Raw genomic sequence first — 16,171 nt, forward strand, 5'->3', positions numbered from 1 at the left:
GCCGCCGCCTCCGTCGGCTACGCGTGCCCTGCGCGCTCCATCGCCCGGAGCTCTTTCTTCAGGTCTTGCACCTCGTCACGCAGCCGCGCCGCCAGCTCGAACTTGAGCTCACCCGCCGCCGCGAGCATCTGACCGCTGAGGTCGGCGATGGTCGCCTCCAGCTGCTCGGCCCCTTCGGCCGCGATGCCCTCGCGCCGCAGCTGAGGCGTCGGAGCCTTGCCCTTGCCCGACTTGAGCTTCGCCGACGTCTTGCGCGAGAGCATCGCATCGGTGTCGGATGCCTCGCGCGCGAGCGCGTCGGTGATGTCGGCGATCCGCTTGCGCAGCGGCTGCGGATCGATGCCGTTCGCGGTGTTGTACGCGATCTGCTTCTCGCGCCGGCGATCGGTCTCTTCGATGGCGTTGCGCATCGAGTCGGTCACCGTGTCGGCGTACATGTGCACCTCGCCCGAGACGTTGCGCGCCGCACGGCCGATCGTCTGGATGAGCGACGTGCCGCTGCGCAGGAATCCCTCCTTGTCGGCGTCGAGGATCGACACCAGCGACACCTCGGGAAGATCGAGTCCTTCACGCAGGAGGTTGATGCCCACGAGCACGTCGTACATGCCCGCCCGGAGCTCGCTGAGAAGCTCGACCCGGCGCAGCGTGTCGACGTCGGAGTGCAGATAGCGAACGCGGACACCGTGCTCGCCGAGGAAGTCGGTGAGCTCTTCAGCCATCTTCTTGGTCAGCGTCGTGACCAGGACGCGCTCGTCGCGCGACGCACGCAGCCGGATCTCTTCGAGCAGGTCGTCGATCTGCCCCTTCGACGGCTTGACCACGATGTGCGGGTCGACGAGGCCGGTCGGGCGGATGATCTGCTCGACCACTCCGTCGGCGATCCCCATCTCGTAACGACCGGGGGTGGCGGAGAGGTACACCGTCTGGCCGACGCGCTCTTTGAACTCGTCGAATCGCAGCGGTCGGTTGTCGAGCGCGCTGGGAAGCCGGAACCCGTGCTCGACGAGGGTGCGCTTGCGCGAGGCATCCCCCTCGTACATCGCCCCGATCTGCGGCACCGTCACGTGCGACTCGTCGATCACCATGAGGAAGTCGTCGGGGAAGAAGTCGAGCAGCGTGTGCGGCGGCTCGCCCGGCATGCGCCCGTCGAGGTGGCGGGAGTAGTTCTCGATTCCCGAGCAGAACCCCAGCTGCTGCAGCATCTCGAGGTCGAACGTGGTGCGCATGCGCAGGCGCTGGGCTTCGAGCAGCTTGTTCTGCGACTCGAGCTCCTTCAGACGCTGCTCGAGCTCGTGCTCGATCGTCCCGATCGCCCGCTGCACCGTCTCGGTGCCCGCCGCGTAGTGGGTCGCCGGGAAGATCGGCACCGCGTCGAGGCGCTGGATGACGTCGCCCGTGAGCGGGTGCAGCATGTAGATCGCCTCGATCTCATCGCCGAACAGCTCGATGCGCACGGCGAACTCCTCGTAGACCGGGATGATCTCGATCGTGTCGCCGCGGACCCGGAAGTTGCCGCGCGAGAAGTCGACGTCGTTGCGGTTGTACTGCATCGCGATGAACTTGCGGATGAGTGCGTCGCGGTCGTAGCGCTCGCTCACCTGCAGCGCCACCATCGCTCGCAGATACTCCTCGGGCGAGCCGAGTCCGTAGATGCACGACACGGTGCTGACCACGACCACGTCGCGGCGGCTCAGCAGCGAGTTGGTCGTCGAGTGCCGCAGACGCTCGACCTCGGCGTTGATCGACGAGTCCTTCTCGATGAAGGTGTCTGTCTGCGGGACGTAGGCCTCGGGCTGGTAGTAGTCGTAATAGCTGACGAAGTACTCGACCGCGTTGTTCGGCATGAGCTCGCGGAACTCGTTGGCCAGCTGCGCGGCCAGCGTCTTGTTGTGCGCGAGCACCAGTGTCGGCCGCTGCACCTGCTCGATCAGCCAGGCGGTCGTCGCGGACTTGCCGGTGCCGGTCGCGCCGAGCAGCACGACGTCGGTCTCTCCGGCGTTGATGCGGGCGGCGAGGTCGGCGATCGCCTGCGGCTGGTCGCCGGACGGCTCATACTCGCTGATGACCTCGAAGGGGCGCACGGAACGTGTGGCTTGCACCGTTCAAGCGTAGGCGGCCCCTCCGACACGCGGGCCGGCGTTCGCGCCGGGCGGACCGACTCAGAACCCTCCGCCGCCGTCGCCGCCGCCGAAGCCCCCTCCGTCGAACCCTCCCCCGAAGCCCCCGCCGTCGAATCCCCCGCCGCCGTGATCGCCCGCGAAACCCCCGCCGTCGAAGGCCGACGACGTTCCCGGGTCGTACGTGTCGCCGACCCACGCCGGCTCCGATGCGATCGCCAGCGACCCCGCCCCCGACGAGAAGTACGTCACCACGACAGCGGAGAGCAGGAAGTTCTGCGAGACGACGGCCGCGACGCCGCTGCTCGTCAGCAGCGTGCGCGGATCGATGTCGTCGCGGGCGTCGCGGTCTGCGCCAGACCCCGCGTCCTGCGCGCGCTGGGCGCGGCGCTCCTCCGCTCGGCGGAACAGCCTCGCGAGCACCGTCGGGTCGTCGGCCGCGGCATCCTGCTCCGCATCCGACAGGAAGGGTCGCAGCTGCTCGAACATCGCGCGCCGTCGGGCGGCGGGAACATCGCGGAACGCGGCCGCGTGCGCCTTCTCGATGACGGATGCCGGAAGCGTGTTGAGCAGGTACACGTACCTGCCCATCCGCTCCTCGTCGGTCAGCGCCGCGTAGCGCCGCTTGCGCCGGAATCTCGAGAGCATGCCCATGCGCCACCTCCGTGTGTGGTGTCAGGCTACGCCGTCCGCGGCGCCGGCCCTACCCCGGCGATCGCGCGGCGGCGCGCGCAGCGAGCCGCGCGGGCAGCGTCGCCCACAGCTCGTCCACCTGGCGGACGGTGTCGTCGAGTGAGCCGGTGGTGTCGATCACGGCGTCGGCGATCGCCAGGCGCGCCTCGTCGGGCACCTGCGCGGCGATCCGTGCGGCGGCGTCGGCTTCGCTCATGCCGCGCAGCTCGACGAGCCGCTGCCGCCGGACGCCGGCCGGGGCGTCGGCGACCACGATGAGCTCCCACGGGTCGTCGACCCTCGCCTCGACCAGCAGCGGAACGTCGTAGACGACGACCGCCGACGGGTCGGCGTCCCGCGCCTCGGCGAAGCGGCGCGCGGACTCGGCGCGCACCGCAGGATGGACGATCGCGTTCAACCGCGTCACGGCCGCGCCGTCGCCGAACACCCTGCCGGCGAGCGCCGCTCGGTCCAGCGCGCCGTCGGGCTGGAGCATCCCGTCACCGAATTCCTGCGCGATCGCCGCGAGCACCGGAGAACCGGGCTGCTGGACGTCGCGGACGATCTGATCGGCGTCCACGACGACGGCACCGAGTTCGGCGAGCCGTCGCGCGATGGTGGACTTCCCCGACGCGATACCGCCGGTGAGGGCAATGAGGGGCATGCAACGAGAATGCCATGTGCGCGTGAACCTTGGGCGCTCCTGAGGTCGCACTGAGGGTGGCCTGAGCGCATGCGAGTAGCGTCGGGGCAACCCGAAAGAAGACCGGCTTCGTGGGGGTCTCTGGGGAGGTTGGGACGTGGCCTACCGACGCAGCATTGCGCGGCAGGCTCGATGCCCAGCCACCCACCTGTCCGTCTCCGGAACGAGACGGAGTGACGGGGCCGGGACTCGGTGCGGTGGGGTGGCGATCGTGGGGGCGATCGCCACCCCCATCCCCGCCGCGCGGGCGAGGACACGGTGCAGATCATGACCGCCCACGCGCCGCGCCTGTTCCAGCACGCGTTCTGGGATATCCTGACCGACGTCCGCGAGACGGCGCTCGTCTCGCTGACGCCGGAGGATGAATCGGTGGAAGATCAGCGCGTGGCCGTCGTCATCGAGGACGAGGAGGACATCCGCTCGCTCTTGTCCGCGGTGCTCGCACAGGCCGGTTTCGAGGTGCACGGAGCCGGCAACGGCCAGGACGGGCTCGACCTCGTCGTCGAGCACCAGCCCCTCGTGACCACTCTCGACGTGAACATGCCCGGAATGGACGGCTTCGAGACCGCGAAGCGCATCCGCTCGATCAGCACGACGTACATCGTGATGCTCAGCGCCCGCACCGAGGAGATCGACGCCCTCCAGGGCCTCGAAGCCGGTGCAGACGACTACGTCGCGAAGCCGTTCCGCCCTCGCGAGCTGCGAGCCCGCATCGACGCGATGCTGCGTCGGCCGAGGCACCATGTCGCCGCTGCCACGCCGGCGGTCGAGGCATCCGACAACTCCCGCGCCTGGCTCGAGCACCAGGGACTCCGGCTCAACCCCGACATGCGCATCGTCATGGTCGACGGCGACGACCTCGAGCTCACGCGCAGCGAGTTCGACATCCTGGCCGACCTCCTCGCCGCCGGGCGGCGGGTGCGCGGAAAGTCCGACCTCGCACTCATGCTGCGCGGCGAGCAGTTCACCGGCGTCGAGTTCGTCAGCGACAGCGACGCGCGGGCGATCGAGGTGCACGTGGCCAACCTGCGGCGCAAGCTGGGCGAGTCGCCGACGAATCCGCGGTGGATCGAGACCGTGCGGGGCGTCGGCTACCGGCTGACCGCGTCGTGACCGGTGACGTCCCCGTGACGCCGAGTCCCCCACGCCGAGCGACGTGATCCGGAGCCGACGCCGCTAGTCGGCCTCTCCGACGAGCACCGACGACTCCACACTGGCGGCCGCCCGGCTCGCCGCCTCGCGTGCGACACGGAGGAGCGCGTGCGCGTCGTGACCGGTGACGTCGCTCAGCGCGACGCCGACGCCGACGACGGGGATCACTCCCCCGCCGACCTTGCCGAGGTCGTCGAACAGGCCGCGGTAGATCGCGCCGGCCTGCCGACGCGCGTCGAGGTCGGTGTCGACGAGCACGCCGACCACGAGTCCCGTCGCACCGTCTTCGCCGACGAGCGCGTTCGAGGGAGCATGGCGGCGCACGCCGGTGCGCCAGGTCCGGGTGACGGCCAGCGCGACTTCGCTTCCGAACGCCGTCGAGATCTGGTCGAGGTCGTCGACCCGCACGGCGATCACGCCGACGAGCTCCGAGCGCGCGGAAGCCCGCTCGCAGAGGCCGACCAGCGCGGCGTCGAACAGATCGCGCGACAGGATGCCGCCTTGCGCCGAGACGAACGTGTCCGGGCGCAGATAGCCGCGCATCGGTGCGCGCGTCGCGCGGAGCACCGACGTCACGACCACGGCGACGATCGTGAGCACGATGGTGAGGAAGCTCGTCGGGATCGTGCCGAACGCACTCTCGAAGAGCGCACTGTCGGGACCGGCGGCGAGGAACGCGGTGGTGCGCGAGACGTAGTAGAGCGACTGGATGCCGAGCACGATCGCCAGCACCCATGCGGTGCGCGACTCGAGCAGCGCGCCGCGCACGCACTCGGTCGCACCCGCGCCGGCGAAGAGCAGCAGGGCCACGAACATCCACACGGCACCCGCCCAATCACCGCCTTCGGGCCCCTGGATCACCACGGTCGCGCCCGCCCCGACGACCCCGACGGCGACGAGCCATGACGACCACGTCATGCGCCGCCCGTTGAAGCGGCGGCATCCGAGCCACATGCATCCGGTGCCGGCGACGAAGGCGGCGTTGCCGACGGCGATCGCCCACCATCCGCCCACGCTCTGCGCCCATATCGTGTACGCGAGGGTGGTCAGCATGGCCGCCAGGAAGCCGAGCGCCCAGATGCGGCCGGCACCCTCGTCCCGGCGCAGCAGCGTCTCGACGATGAACAGGATGCCGCTCACGTTGACGACGAGCGCCGTCATGATCACGACGCTGGCCAGTTGCAGGGTCATTGCGGGGTTCCTTCCGGAGCCGTGGCGGGAAGCTTCACGATGAACGTCGAGCCGACGCCGGGCGAGCTGTGCAGGCCGAGCTCGCCGCCATGGGCGCGCACGATGTCGCGGGTGATGGCGAGACCAAGCCCCGTCCCGCTGCGGCGCTCGGCGCCGGCCTTGTAGAAGCGCTGGAACAGCCGCGCGCGGTCGGCTTCGGTGATGCCGACCCCGGTGTCGCGCACCAGGATCCAGGTCGACGTGCCGTCGGTGGTCGTGCCGAGGAACACCGTCCCGCCGTCCTTGTTGTAGGCGATCGCGTTCGAGACCAGGTTGTCCACGACCTGGCGCAGGCGCATCGGGTCGGCCCACGCCCTGGCCGGCTCGAGCCCCGAGGCGTCGATCGTGATGGCGCGCCCCGCCGCTCGCGGTGTCAGGGCCTCGCCGGCGGCGCGCACCGTGTCGCGCACGTCCAGCAGCTGTGCCGAGAGGGATGCCTCGACCGACGCCGGCGACGAGCTCGACGCTGCCAGGATGTCGGCCACGATGCGCAGCAGGCGCTCGGCGTTGCGCTCGGCGATGTCGAGGTTGGACCGCACGTGGTCGGGCAGGCCGGGCTCCTCGATCGCGAGGTCGAGGTATCCGAGGATCGAGGTGAGCGGCGTGCGGAGCTCGTGCGACACCGAGGCGACCAGTTCGTCGCGGGCCCTCAGCGCCTCGAGCTCGGACGTGACGTCGCGCGAGATGACGACCGCGCCGGTGTCCTCCCCGCTCGGGTCGATCAGGCGCCGCGCGCTGATGCTCAGCGCCTGGCGAGGCCCGGGCTCCTCGCCGAACCACACCACCTGGCCGTCGAAGGCCTCGCCCCGCAGCGCGCGCTCGACGGGCAGCTCGTCGGGGGGAAGCCGCGTCTCGCCGTCGTCGCGGAACACCGGCGCCTCGGCCGACGCGTCGCCCTGGATCGTCTGCTGCAGGCGCGAGTTCGCTTCGTTCGTCACGGCGATCCTGCCGTCGGAGTCGATGCGGATCACGCCGAAGTCGACTGCGTCGAGCACCTCGGTGACGACCTGCTCCTGCCGGCGCGACTGTTCCAGCACGCGGCGCAGCAGCTGGGACTGCTTCGCGAGAAGCGTGCGCTGGGCGTCGGACCGCCGGGCGGTCAGGTGGCTGGTAGCGGCTACGGCGACCAGCACGAGTGGGAGCAGCAGCGAGGTGAAGGTGAGCTCGCGGGTCGTGAGCGCCGTCAGCACGCCGATGATGGCGGCCACGGCCACGATCACCGCGAACAGCCCGAGCATGCCGAAGCCCGCCGCCAGCCACATCGTCGGGAAGATCCAGAGCAGCCCCATGGCGGTGTCGGGTGCGGCGAGCACCATGAAGGTGATCGCGACGATGTCGATGGCGGGCACGACGGCGACCCACCCGAACCTCAGGCGGTTCCAGGGCACGACGAGCGTCGCACCGGTCACCACGAACACGACCACGACGCCCAGGAAGAACAGCGCGAGATCGACGTCCGGCGGCGTGAAGGCGACGAGCACGGCGAGCACGAACACCACCGACGACAGCAGCAGCTGGTTCAGCGTCGCGGCGCGGTCCGTCGTACGGTCGGCGAAGTCCGCGCGCAGCCATGCCGCCCGCGCTCGCCCGACGTGGGCCGCCGACGGATGCGACGCGCGATGAGCTCCGTCACCTGTCGCGGCGTCCATAGGGTGAAACTAACGGATGCCGCGCCCCCGCGTGAGCGGGGCTCGCGACGCAGGCGCGAACCGACGCCCACGACCTCCGCGTCGAGGCCCGCCGTCGAGACCCGCGTCGACGCCCGCCGTCGAGGCCCGCCGCGCCGCCTCAGCCCACCCGGGCCACCGCCTCGCTCAGCCAGCGCGCGTGCAGCGCCCACGGGTCGTCGACGCCCGCGGCCAGCTCGGCGATGTGCGCCTCGAGGGCCGACGACCGGCGAAACCACTCGGTGCGCGGATAGCGGTCGACCGCGAACTGCTCGTGGCGCCGGCGTTCGACGGTGCGATCGCCCCGCTCGAACGCGAGCAGCTCGTCGTGCCAGACGGCCGTCAGCCGCTGCCTGGGGCTCGCCGACGTGCCGATCTTGATGCGGTCGTCGTAGCGCACGTAGTAGACGACGTCGACGCGGGGCGGAGGCAACTCGTGGTCGACGAGGTCGCCGTGCCGCCACTCGCACACCGCGCACAGCCAGCCCGACGGGTAGTGAACCCCGAGCCGCGAGCCGCACAGCGCACACGGTGAGGGTAGGACGTCGGTGACGCCGTGGCGACGCTGCTCCCACTCGGAGGCGACGGCGAGATGCCACTCGCACAGCGGCACCGGGGCGTCGCGCGGCACGGGGCCGCGGCATCCGCTCATCATGAGGCAACTGCGGGGCACGACCGCGAGTGTACGGGCGGCCGCCGACATCTCCCAGGCACAGCGAAAGGGCCGGAACCCGAAGGTCCCGGCCCTTTCGAACCAGACGGTTCAGCTGCTGATCAGATCAGCGGCCCGACAGCTTCTCGCGCAGTGCGGCGAGAGCCTCGTCGTCGGCGAGCGTGCCGCCCGAGGCGCTCTCCGAGGAGAAGCTCGACGAGCCGGCGTCGGCGGGGGCGTTGGCCTCGGCCTCGAGCGCCTTCGCGACGGCGGCCTTGTGCGCCTCCCAGCGACCCTGGGCAGCGGCGTACTCCTGCTCCCACTTCTCGCGCTGCGCGTCGAAGCCGTCGAGCCAGACGCCGTTGACGGAGTCGAAGCCCTCGGGGTACTTGTACTCGCCGTTCTCGTCGTACTCGGTGAGCATGCCGTAGAGGGCCGGGTCGAACTCGGTGCCGTTGGGGTCGACCGACTCGTTCGCCTGCTTCAGCGAGAGCGAGATGCGGCGACGCTCGAGGTCGATGTCGATGATCTTGACGAAGACCTCTTCGCCGACCGACACGACCTGCTCGGCGAGCTCGACGTGCTTGCCCGACAGCTCCGAGATGTGCACGAGGCCCTCGATGCCGTCGGCGACGCGGACGAACGCGCCGAACGGAACGAGCTTGGTGACCTTGCCCGGCGCGACCTGGCCGATGGCGTGGGTGCGGGCGAAGACCTGCCACGGGTCCTCCTGGGTCGCCTTGAGCGAGAGCGACACGCGCTCGCGGTCCAGGTCGACCTCGAGGATCTCGACGGTGACCTCCTGGCCGACCTCGACGACCTCGGAGGCGTGCTCGATGTGCTTCCACGACAGCTCGGAGACGTGCACGAGGCCGTCCACGCCGCCCAGGTCGACGAACGCACCGAAGTTGACGATCGACGAGACGACGCCCTTGCGGACCTGGCCCTTGTGCAGGTTGTTGAGGAACGTGGTGCGCGACTCGGACTGCGTCTGCTCGAGGAGCGCGCGGCGCGAGAGCACGACGTTGTTGCGGTTCTTGTCGAGTTCGAGGATCTTCGCCTCGATCTCCTGGCCGAGGTACGGCGTGAGGTCGCGGACGCGACGCAGCTCGATGAGCGAAGCCGGGAGGAAGCCACGGAGGCCGATGTCGACGATGAGGCCACCCTTGACGACCTCGATCACGGAGCCGGTGACGACACCGTCGTTCTCCTTGATCTTCTCGACGTCGCCCCACGCACGCTCGTACTGCGCGCGCTTCTTCGACAGGATGAGGCGGCCTTCCTTGTCCTCCTTCTGGAGAACCAGGGCCTCGACGGCGTCGCCGACCTTGACGACCTCGTTGGGGTCGACGTCGTGCTTGATCGAGAGCTCGCGCGAGGGGATGACGCCCTCGGTCTTGAAGCCGACGTCGAGGAGGACCTCGTCGCGGTCGACCTTCACGACGGTGCCTTCGATGAGGTCGCCGTCGTTGAAGGACTTGATGGTCAGTTCGACCGCGGCGAGGAAGTCCTCAGCAGATCCGATGTCGTTGATGGCGACCTGCTTGGTGGCCGGGGCGGTCGTTGCGATAGTCATGTAGTGGGTTGTCCTTGTTGGGTTGGGGGTGTCGGGCCTGGGCTCGATTCGCGGCTCCCGATCGCATGATGACGAGCGGATGCCTCGGGCCGAGGCGAAGCGGATTGTGTTGGTGCGATGTCACATCGGAGCCGGCGCGAGGCCGACACCGGGGCGTGGCGATATAGCCACAAGAGTGACAGTCCAGGGTATCAGAACGCGGGCGACCACTGCGATGTTCCCGTCACGGGCGTCGCGGCCCCGATTCGCGCCGTCAGTGCAGCGGCCACCACGGCGGCATGAGCGCGAGGATCCGCCCGCTCGCCGCCCGGACGTCGTCGTCGCCGTCGCGTGCCCACACCTCGACGACCCCCACGAGGGCGCCCGCGATGAAGGCCGCCGTCTCCTCACGGGCGCGTGCGCCTTGGGGAACGCCCGTCGTCCCGTGCTCGTCGAACGCGATGAGCGCCGTCGCCGCGCGGGAGCGCAGCCGCTCCTCGAGCGCCGCACGGAACGCGCCGCGCGAGGACGACGCGAACATCGCGCGGAAGACCGGACGCTCGGCCGCGACGTGGGCCAGCAGAGCGCGCAGGGCATCGAGGTACTCCCCCGCGATGCCGCGCGAGGACTCCGACGAGGCGTCCACCGCGCTGAGCTGGTCGAGGTCGCGCGTGAACCAGGCGACCGCGAAGGCGTCCACGCTGTCGGCGTGACCGTAGAAGGTCGTGCGGTGCACGCCCGCCTCGCGGCAAAGCCGCGCGACGCTCACCTCTTCGAGCGGCACGGACTCGAGCAGCCGGACCAGCGCGGCGCCGAGCGCCTCGCGCGTCCTCGCCTGCCGAGGGTCCTCACCCATGACTCTCCGATCGAGGAGAGCGGATGCCTCGGCTCGAGGCATCCGCTCTTCTCATCATGACTCGTAGTGGGCCAGTCCGGCCGTCTCACCGCCGTCGGCGATGAACTCCGCGCCGGTCGAGAAGCTCGACTCGTCGCTCGCCAGGAAGAGGATGAGCTGCGACAGCTCGATCGGCTCGCCGACCCGGTGCAGCGCCACGTGGTTCTGCGGGGTCTCGAGGCTGTCGGTCATCGGGGTGCGGATCACGCCGGGGTGCACGGAGTTGACCCGGATGTTGTAGCGCCCGAGGTCGAGCGCGGCGTTCTTCGTCAGTCCGCGAACGCCGAACTTGGCGGCGTTGTAGCCGGGCAGCGCCTCGTAGCCCTGGATGCCCGCGGTGGACGAGATGTTGATGATCGAGCCCTTGCCGCTCTTCTTCAGCGGCTCGATCGCGGCCTTGATGCCGTAGAAGACTCCGGTGAGGTTGATGGCGATGATCGTGTCCCACTGATCGAGGGTGTACTCCTCGATGGGGCCGAAGTTGGCGATGCCGGCGTTGTTGACGAGCACGTCGAGTCGACCGAACTCCTTCAGCGCGACCTCGACGGCGTTCTGCCAGTCGTCGTAGCGGGTGACGTCGAGGTGGACGTAGCGCACCGCGTCGCCGAGCTCGGCGGCCAGCGCCTCCCCTTCGGCGTCGAGCAGGTCGCCGATGACGACCTTCGCACCCTCATCGACGAGCAGACGGGCGTGAGACGCCCCCATGCCTCGTGCTCCACCGCTGATCAGAGCGACCTTTCCTGCAACGCGTGCCATGGCGGCACCCTCCTCTGTATCGAGACCCGGGCTCGTGACCCGGTGGCGCCGGCAGGTGTCGTCGACGCCCACCACTATTCTACATCTGTCGAATAGTGGTGGGGCCGGATCCGGGAAGTCGGCGCGGATCAGGGACGCAGCATCACCTTGATCGCGCGACGCTCATCCATCGCCGCATAGGCCTCGGCCGCCTCGGTCAGGGGGAGCACCAGGTCGAACACCCGGCCAGGCTGGATCGCGCCGGATCGCACGTCGGGCAGCAGCTCCTCGATGTAGCCGCGCACCGGGGCGACGCCGCCGTTGACGCCCACGTTGCGGCCGAACATCTGGCGGATCGGCAGCTCGGGTCCGCCGTTCGGCGCACCGACGTAGCCGACGATGCCGCCGGGTCGCGCCGAGCGCAGCGCCTGGTCCATCGACTCCTTGGTGCCGACGCACTCGAGGACGCGGTCGGCGCCGATCCCGCCGGTGAGCTCGCGCACCGCCGCGACGCCCTCGTCGCCGCGCTCCTCGACGATGTGGGTCGCGCCGAACTCACGCGCGAGCCCCTGGCGCTCGGGGTGCCGCGACATCGCGATGATCGTGGAGGCGCCGAGGCGCGTGGCCGCGATGATCGCGCACAGCCCCACCGCGCCGTCCCCGACGACCGCGACCGAGTCGCCGGGACCGACGCCTGCCGAGACGGCTGCGTGGTGCCCGGTGCCCATGACGTCGCTGAGCGTGAGCAGACCCGCGACCTCGTCGTCGGCCACCGGGCCCGGCACGACCGCGAGCGTGCCGTCGGCGAGCGGAACCCGCACGTACTCGCCCTGGCCGCCGTCGGCGAAGCCGCCGAAACGGTCGTCGCTCCCCCACCAGCCACCGGTGAGGCATGACGTGCTGACGCCGTTGAGGCAGTTGGCGCACGTGCCGTCGCACACGTAGAACGGCGCGATCACGAAGTCGCCGGGCGTCACCGTGTGCACGTCGACGCCGACGGCCTCGACGATGCCGACGAACTCGTGTCCGATGCGGTGAGGCTCGTCGGTGGGCGTCACACCTCGGTACGGCCAGAGGTCGGAGCCGCACACGCACGCGGCGACGACGCGGACGATGGCGTCGGCTCCGGTGGAGAGTACGGGATCGGGGACCTCCTCGACACGGATGTCACGGGCAGCATGGATGACGGTGGCACGCATGCGACGAGCCTACGACGGGCCGCCCACCACGCAGGCCGCCCTACGCTGAGGGCATGCCGATCGAACCGGGGACCTACCGCCACTTCAGGGGTGCCGAGTACGAGGTGATCGGGGTCGCCCGGCACAGCGAGACCGAGGAGGAGCACGTCGTCTATCGCGCGCTCTACGGCGAGCGCGGACTCTGGGTGCGCCCCGTGTCGATGTGGGAGGAGCAGGTCGAGCACGACGGCCACCGCGGCCCCCGCTTCACCCGCATCGCCTGAGCTTCCGGCCGGTCACGCCCCTCCGGTCGTTCGGCTCAGCCGCGGAGAGCGTCGGCGATCGGCTGATCGCCGTTCCCGAAGCGGATGCTGCGCCCCGCGGTCGCCGGATCGTCCACGACCGCGGCCGCGACGGCCGCGACATCCGCCCTGCTCACCTCACCACGCCCGGTGGGGTCGACCTGGATGCGTCCGGTGGGCGGATCGAGCGTCAGCGTGCCCGGCCCGAGGATCGTCCAGTCGAGCGCCGAGGCCTGCAGGTGCGCATCGGCGGCCCACTTGGCGTCGGCGTACGGGAAGAAGGAGTTGTCGGGCGGGACGCCGTGGTCGGCGCGCGAGCCGATCCACGACACCATGATGTAGCGGCGCACGCCGGCGGCGGTCGCCGCATCCATCGATCTGATGGCCGCATCGCGGTCGACGGCGTAGGTGCGGTCCGGGTCGCCGCCTCCGGCCCCGGCCGACCAGACCACGACGTCGTTCCCGGCGACGAGGTTAGTGAGCTGAGCGAGGTCGGACGTCTCGACGTCGGCGACGAGCGGCACCGCCCCGGTCGCGGCCACCTCCGCCTCGTGCGCGGGGTTGCGGATCACGGCGGTGACCGCGTGACCACGCTGGGCCAGCAGTGCCTCGAGCAGCAGCGCGACCTTGCCGTGGCCGCCGAAGGTCAGGACGCGGGCCATGGGCCCTCCTTTCGTCGCATCCCCCACGCTACGCCGCAACGTCACGCACCGGGCGGAACGATCAGGAGCCGCCGTGCCCCGGGCCATCCGTCGCGCCGCCGGCTGCGGCATCCGCTCCCTCAGGCTGCCGCGCCAGCAGGCTGTGACGACGCCCCCACAGCAGATAGAACGCGAGCACCGCGAGGACCCACACGGCGAACCAGAGGTAGGTCGACCAGCCCAGCCCGACGATGAGGTACAGGCACGCCGCGATCGCGAGGATCGGCGTGACGGGATAGCCCGGCACACGGAACGCGCGGGGCAGGTCGGGGCGCGTCCGGCGCAGCACGATCACGCCCAGTGACACGACGATGAACGCGACCAGGGTGCCCATCGAGACCAGGTCCCACAGGCTCGACAGCGGGATGAGCCCCGCCAGCAGCGACACCGCGATCGCGACGACGACCGTCGAGAACACCGGTGTATGGGTGCGTGGGTCGACCCGCGCGAACGCGGACGGGAGCAGGCCGTCGCGGCCGATCGCGTACAGGATGCGGGTCTGCCCGAACAGCGTGACGAGGGTGACGGAGAAGATCGACACCACGGCACCCGCAGCGAGCACGGTCGCCGGCCAGGACGCACCCAGCACGTCGCCCAGGATCACCGCGAGCCCGGCGCTCTGCTGCTCGGGGTCTTCGAAGTCCTGCGCCGGCTGGGCTCCGACCGCCGCGATCGCGACGAAGAGGTAGACCGCGACGACGACGGCGAGCGCGATCATGATGGCGCGCGGCAGCGAGCGCTGCGGATCGCGGACCTCGTCACCGGCGGTCGAGACGGCGTCGAGGCCGATGAAGGTGAAGAAGATCGTCCCGGCTGCGGCGGTGACGCCCGCCGCTCCGTGCGGCGCGAAATCGGCGAAGTGATCGGCGTTGAAGGCGCTGATCGCGATCGCCGCGAACATCAGCAGCACCCCGATCTTGATGAGCACCATGACCGTGTTGACCGTCGCGGACTCGCGAGTGCCCCGGATGAGCAGCAGGGCGCACAGGCCGACCAGCACGACCGCCGGCAGGTTCACGATTCCGCCCTCGAGAGGTCCGACGGTCAGCGCGGCCGGGATGCTCCACCCGAACAGGTCGCCCACCAGCCGGTCGAGGTACCCGCTCCACCCCGACGCGACGGCCGCCGTGGAGACCCCGTACTCGAGCGTGAGGCAGGCTGCGACCGCCATCGCCACGATCTCGCCGAGGGTGGCGTACGCGTACGAGTACGTCGAACCCGAGACCGGCACCGCGGACGCCATCTCGGCGTAGCAGACCGCCGCCAGCCCCGCGGCGATCGCGGCGACGACGAAGGCCAGGACGACCGCGGGTCCTGCGAGCGGCACGGCCTCGTGCATCACGAAGAACACGCCGGTTCCGATCGTGGCGCCCACCCCGAGCATCGCCAGCTGGAAGGTGCCGATCCCGCGGGCCAGGCCGCCGGGAGCGGCGACCGGGGCGGTCACCGGCTTGCGTCGGAACAGGTCGCGCGCGGCGCTCATGCGACGACCTTCCCGTGGCGCGGATGGGGCGGTGGTCCGGAAACCGTCCCCCACGCTACTCGCCTGGTGCGCCGCGCACCCAGGCCGTAGCGTGGCAGGATGCCGCACTCCGACCTCGATGCCCTTGCCGCCGCTCTCGACGAGCGCGCCCGCGCGGACGCGCTGAACGGCGTCGTATCGATCGATGTCGACGGCGCCCCTGTCTTCGCGCAGGCGTACGGACTCGCCGACCGCGCGCACGTCGTGCCGAACACGGTCGACACGCGCTTCGGCATGGCGAGCGCGAGCAAGGCGTTCACCGCGCTCGCCGCGATGGCGCTGGTCGAGGACGGCGCGCTTCAGCTCGACACGCCGGTGCGCAGCATCCTGGGTCGCGATCTTCCCACGATCGACGACGGCGTCACCATCGAGCACCTCCTCTCGCACACCTCGGGGATCGGCGACTACCTCGACGAGGAGGCCGACTGGGAGGTCGACGACTACGTGCTCACGGTCCCCGTGCACGAGCTCGCGCAGACCGAGGCGTTCGTGCGTGCCGTGGACGGCCAGCCGCAGAAGTCCGCCCCCGGCGAGCGCTTCGCGTACAACAACGGCGGCTACATCGTCCTGGCGATCGTCGCCGAGCGGGTCTCGGGGCTGGGGTTCCACGAGCTGGTCGGCGAGCGCGTGCTCGCCCCCGCCGGCATGGACCGCAGCGGCTACCTCCGGCTCGACGAGCTGCCCGGCGACGCCGCGATCGGGTACGTGTACGAGGAACCCGACTCGCTGCGCTCGAACGTGCTGCATCTGCCGGTGCGCGGGAACGGCGACGGCGGCGCCTTCACCACGGCCCCCGACCTCAGCCGGTTCTGGCGCGCGCTCGCCGATGGCGCGGTGCTGCCCGAATCGTCGGTCGCCGAACTCTGGCGGCCGCGTCACACCGACGCGTCCGAAGGGCTGCGCTACGGCCTCGGCTTCTGGCTCGACCTCGACGGGCCGGGGATCGTGCTCGAAGGGTACGACGCAGGCGTGTCGATCCGCTCGCGCTTCGATCCCGGGACACGCACCACGGTGACCATCGTGGCCAACACCTCCGAGGGCGCCTGGGGCGTCATCAAGGCGTACTCCGACGCCCTCGCGGGCTGATCCC

15 protein-coding genes are annotated in these 16,171 nt (G+C 70.5%); 3 read left to right on the forward strand and 12 right to left on the reverse strand.

Annotated elements, in window-relative coordinates; genetic code table 11:
• Nucleotides 1-17: 17 nt before the first annotated feature.
• The 3 genes from uvrB to coaE are packed head-to-tail and all read right to left on the reverse strand — an operon-like array spanning nucleotide 18 to nucleotide 3,453.
• Nucleotides 18-2,099, reverse strand: a complete 2,082-nt coding sequence (uvrB, locus tag ACFC1W_RS11205) for an excinuclease ABC subunit UvrB (protein ID WP_375992343.1) — start codon at nucleotides 2,097-2,099, stop codon at nucleotides 18-20.
• Nucleotides 2,100-2,159: 60 nt separating this feature from the next.
• Nucleotides 2,160-2,765, reverse strand: coding sequence for a hypothetical protein (locus ACFC1W_RS11210; protein ID WP_375992345.1), 606 nt, complete (start codon nucleotides 2,763-2,765; stop codon nucleotides 2,160-2,162).
• Between the two features lie 55 nt (nucleotides 2,766-2,820).
• Nucleotides 2,821-3,453, reverse strand: coding sequence for a dephospho-CoA kinase (gene coaE / locus ACFC1W_RS11215; protein ID WP_375992348.1), 633 nt, complete (start codon nucleotides 3,451-3,453; stop codon nucleotides 2,821-2,823).
• A 306-nt stretch (nucleotides 3,454-3,759) separates the two neighbouring features.
• Between coaE and ACFC1W_RS11220 the strand changes: the two genes are divergently transcribed.
• Nucleotides 3,760-4,605, forward strand: coding sequence for a response regulator transcription factor (locus ACFC1W_RS11220; RefSeq protein WP_375992351.1), 846 nt, complete (start codon nucleotides 3,760-3,762; stop codon nucleotides 4,603-4,605).
• Between the two features lie 63 nt (nucleotides 4,606-4,668).
• On the opposite strand, the gene ACFC1W_RS11225 is transcribed toward ACFC1W_RS11220, so the two are convergent.
• From ACFC1W_RS11225 to ACFC1W_RS11255, 7 genes are all read right to left on the reverse strand, one after another.
• Complete coding sequence (locus ACFC1W_RS11225) at nucleotides 4,669-5,835, reverse strand: hypothetical protein (RefSeq protein ID WP_375992354.1); 1,167 nt, start codon at nucleotides 5,833-5,835, stop codon at nucleotides 4,669-4,671.
• The gene (locus tag ACFC1W_RS11230; RefSeq protein WP_375992357.1) at nucleotides 5,832-7,523 is read right to left on the reverse strand and encodes a sensor histidine kinase; all 1,692 of its coding nucleotides are present in this window, start codon (nucleotides 7,521-7,523) and stop codon (nucleotides 5,832-5,834) included. Before ACFC1W_RS11230 ends, ACFC1W_RS11225 begins: the two co-directional genes overlap by 4 nt.
• Nucleotides 7,524-7,662: 139 nt before the next feature.
• On the reverse strand, nucleotides 7,663-8,196 hold the full coding sequence (locus ACFC1W_RS11235) for a GIY-YIG nuclease family protein (RefSeq protein WP_375992893.1): 534 nt from the start codon (nucleotides 8,194-8,196) through the stop codon (nucleotides 7,663-7,665).
• Between the two features lie 124 nt (nucleotides 8,197-8,320).
• Complete coding sequence (gene rpsA / locus ACFC1W_RS11240) at nucleotides 8,321-9,769, reverse strand: 30S ribosomal protein S1 (RefSeq protein ID WP_375992359.1); 1,449 nt, start codon at nucleotides 9,767-9,769, stop codon at nucleotides 8,321-8,323.
• Nucleotides 9,770-10,022: 253 nt separating this feature from the next.
• Complete coding sequence (locus ACFC1W_RS11245; protein ID WP_375992362.1) at nucleotides 10,023-10,646, reverse strand: TetR/AcrR family transcriptional regulator; 624 nt, start codon at nucleotides 10,644-10,646, stop codon at nucleotides 10,023-10,025.
• A gap of 12 nt (nucleotides 10,647-10,658) precedes the next feature.
• Nucleotides 10,659-11,399 carry a glucose 1-dehydrogenase gene (locus tag ACFC1W_RS11250; RefSeq protein WP_241110804.1) on the reverse strand — a complete coding sequence of 247 codons (741 nt, stop codon included), beginning with the start codon at nucleotides 11,397-11,399 and terminating at the stop codon, nucleotides 10,659-10,661.
• 128 nt (nucleotides 11,400-11,527) lie between these two features.
• Nucleotides 11,528-12,577: a zinc-dependent alcohol dehydrogenase family protein gene (locus tag ACFC1W_RS11255; RefSeq protein WP_375992365.1), complete on the reverse strand. Its 1,050-nt coding sequence runs from the start codon at nucleotides 12,575-12,577 to the stop codon at nucleotides 11,528-11,530.
• Nucleotides 12,578-12,630: 53 nt separating this feature from the next.
• On the opposite strand from ACFC1W_RS11255, the gene ACFC1W_RS11260 reads away from it, so the two are divergent.
• Nucleotides 12,631-12,840: a DUF1653 domain-containing protein gene (locus tag ACFC1W_RS11260; RefSeq protein ID WP_375992367.1), complete on the forward strand. Its 210-nt coding sequence runs from the start codon at nucleotides 12,631-12,633 to the stop codon at nucleotides 12,838-12,840.
• 35 nt (nucleotides 12,841-12,875) lie between these two features.
• Here ACFC1W_RS11260 and ACFC1W_RS11265 read toward each other — a convergent pair whose 3' ends face one another.
• Nucleotides 12,876-13,520: an SDR family oxidoreductase gene (locus ACFC1W_RS11265; RefSeq protein WP_375992369.1), complete on the reverse strand. Its 645-nt coding sequence runs from the start codon at nucleotides 13,518-13,520 to the stop codon at nucleotides 12,876-12,878.
• A 61-nt stretch (nucleotides 13,521-13,581) separates the two neighbouring features.
• Nucleotides 13,582-15,042: an APC family permease gene (locus tag ACFC1W_RS11270; RefSeq protein WP_375992372.1), complete on the reverse strand. Its 1,461-nt coding sequence runs from the start codon at nucleotides 15,040-15,042 to the stop codon at nucleotides 13,582-13,584.
• 99 nt (nucleotides 15,043-15,141) lie between these two features.
• On the opposite strand from ACFC1W_RS11270, the gene ACFC1W_RS11275 reads away from it, so the two are divergent.
• On the forward strand, nucleotides 15,142-16,167 hold the full coding sequence (locus ACFC1W_RS11275) for a serine hydrolase domain-containing protein (protein WP_375992375.1): 1,026 nt from the start codon (nucleotides 15,142-15,144) through the stop codon (nucleotides 16,165-16,167).
• Nucleotides 16,168-16,171 lie beyond the last annotated feature (4 nt).

The sequence above is a fragment of the Microbacterium sp. NPDC056003 genome (assembly GCF_042274785.1).
GTDB lineage: Bacteria > Actinomycetota > Actinomycetes > Actinomycetales > Microbacteriaceae > Microbacterium.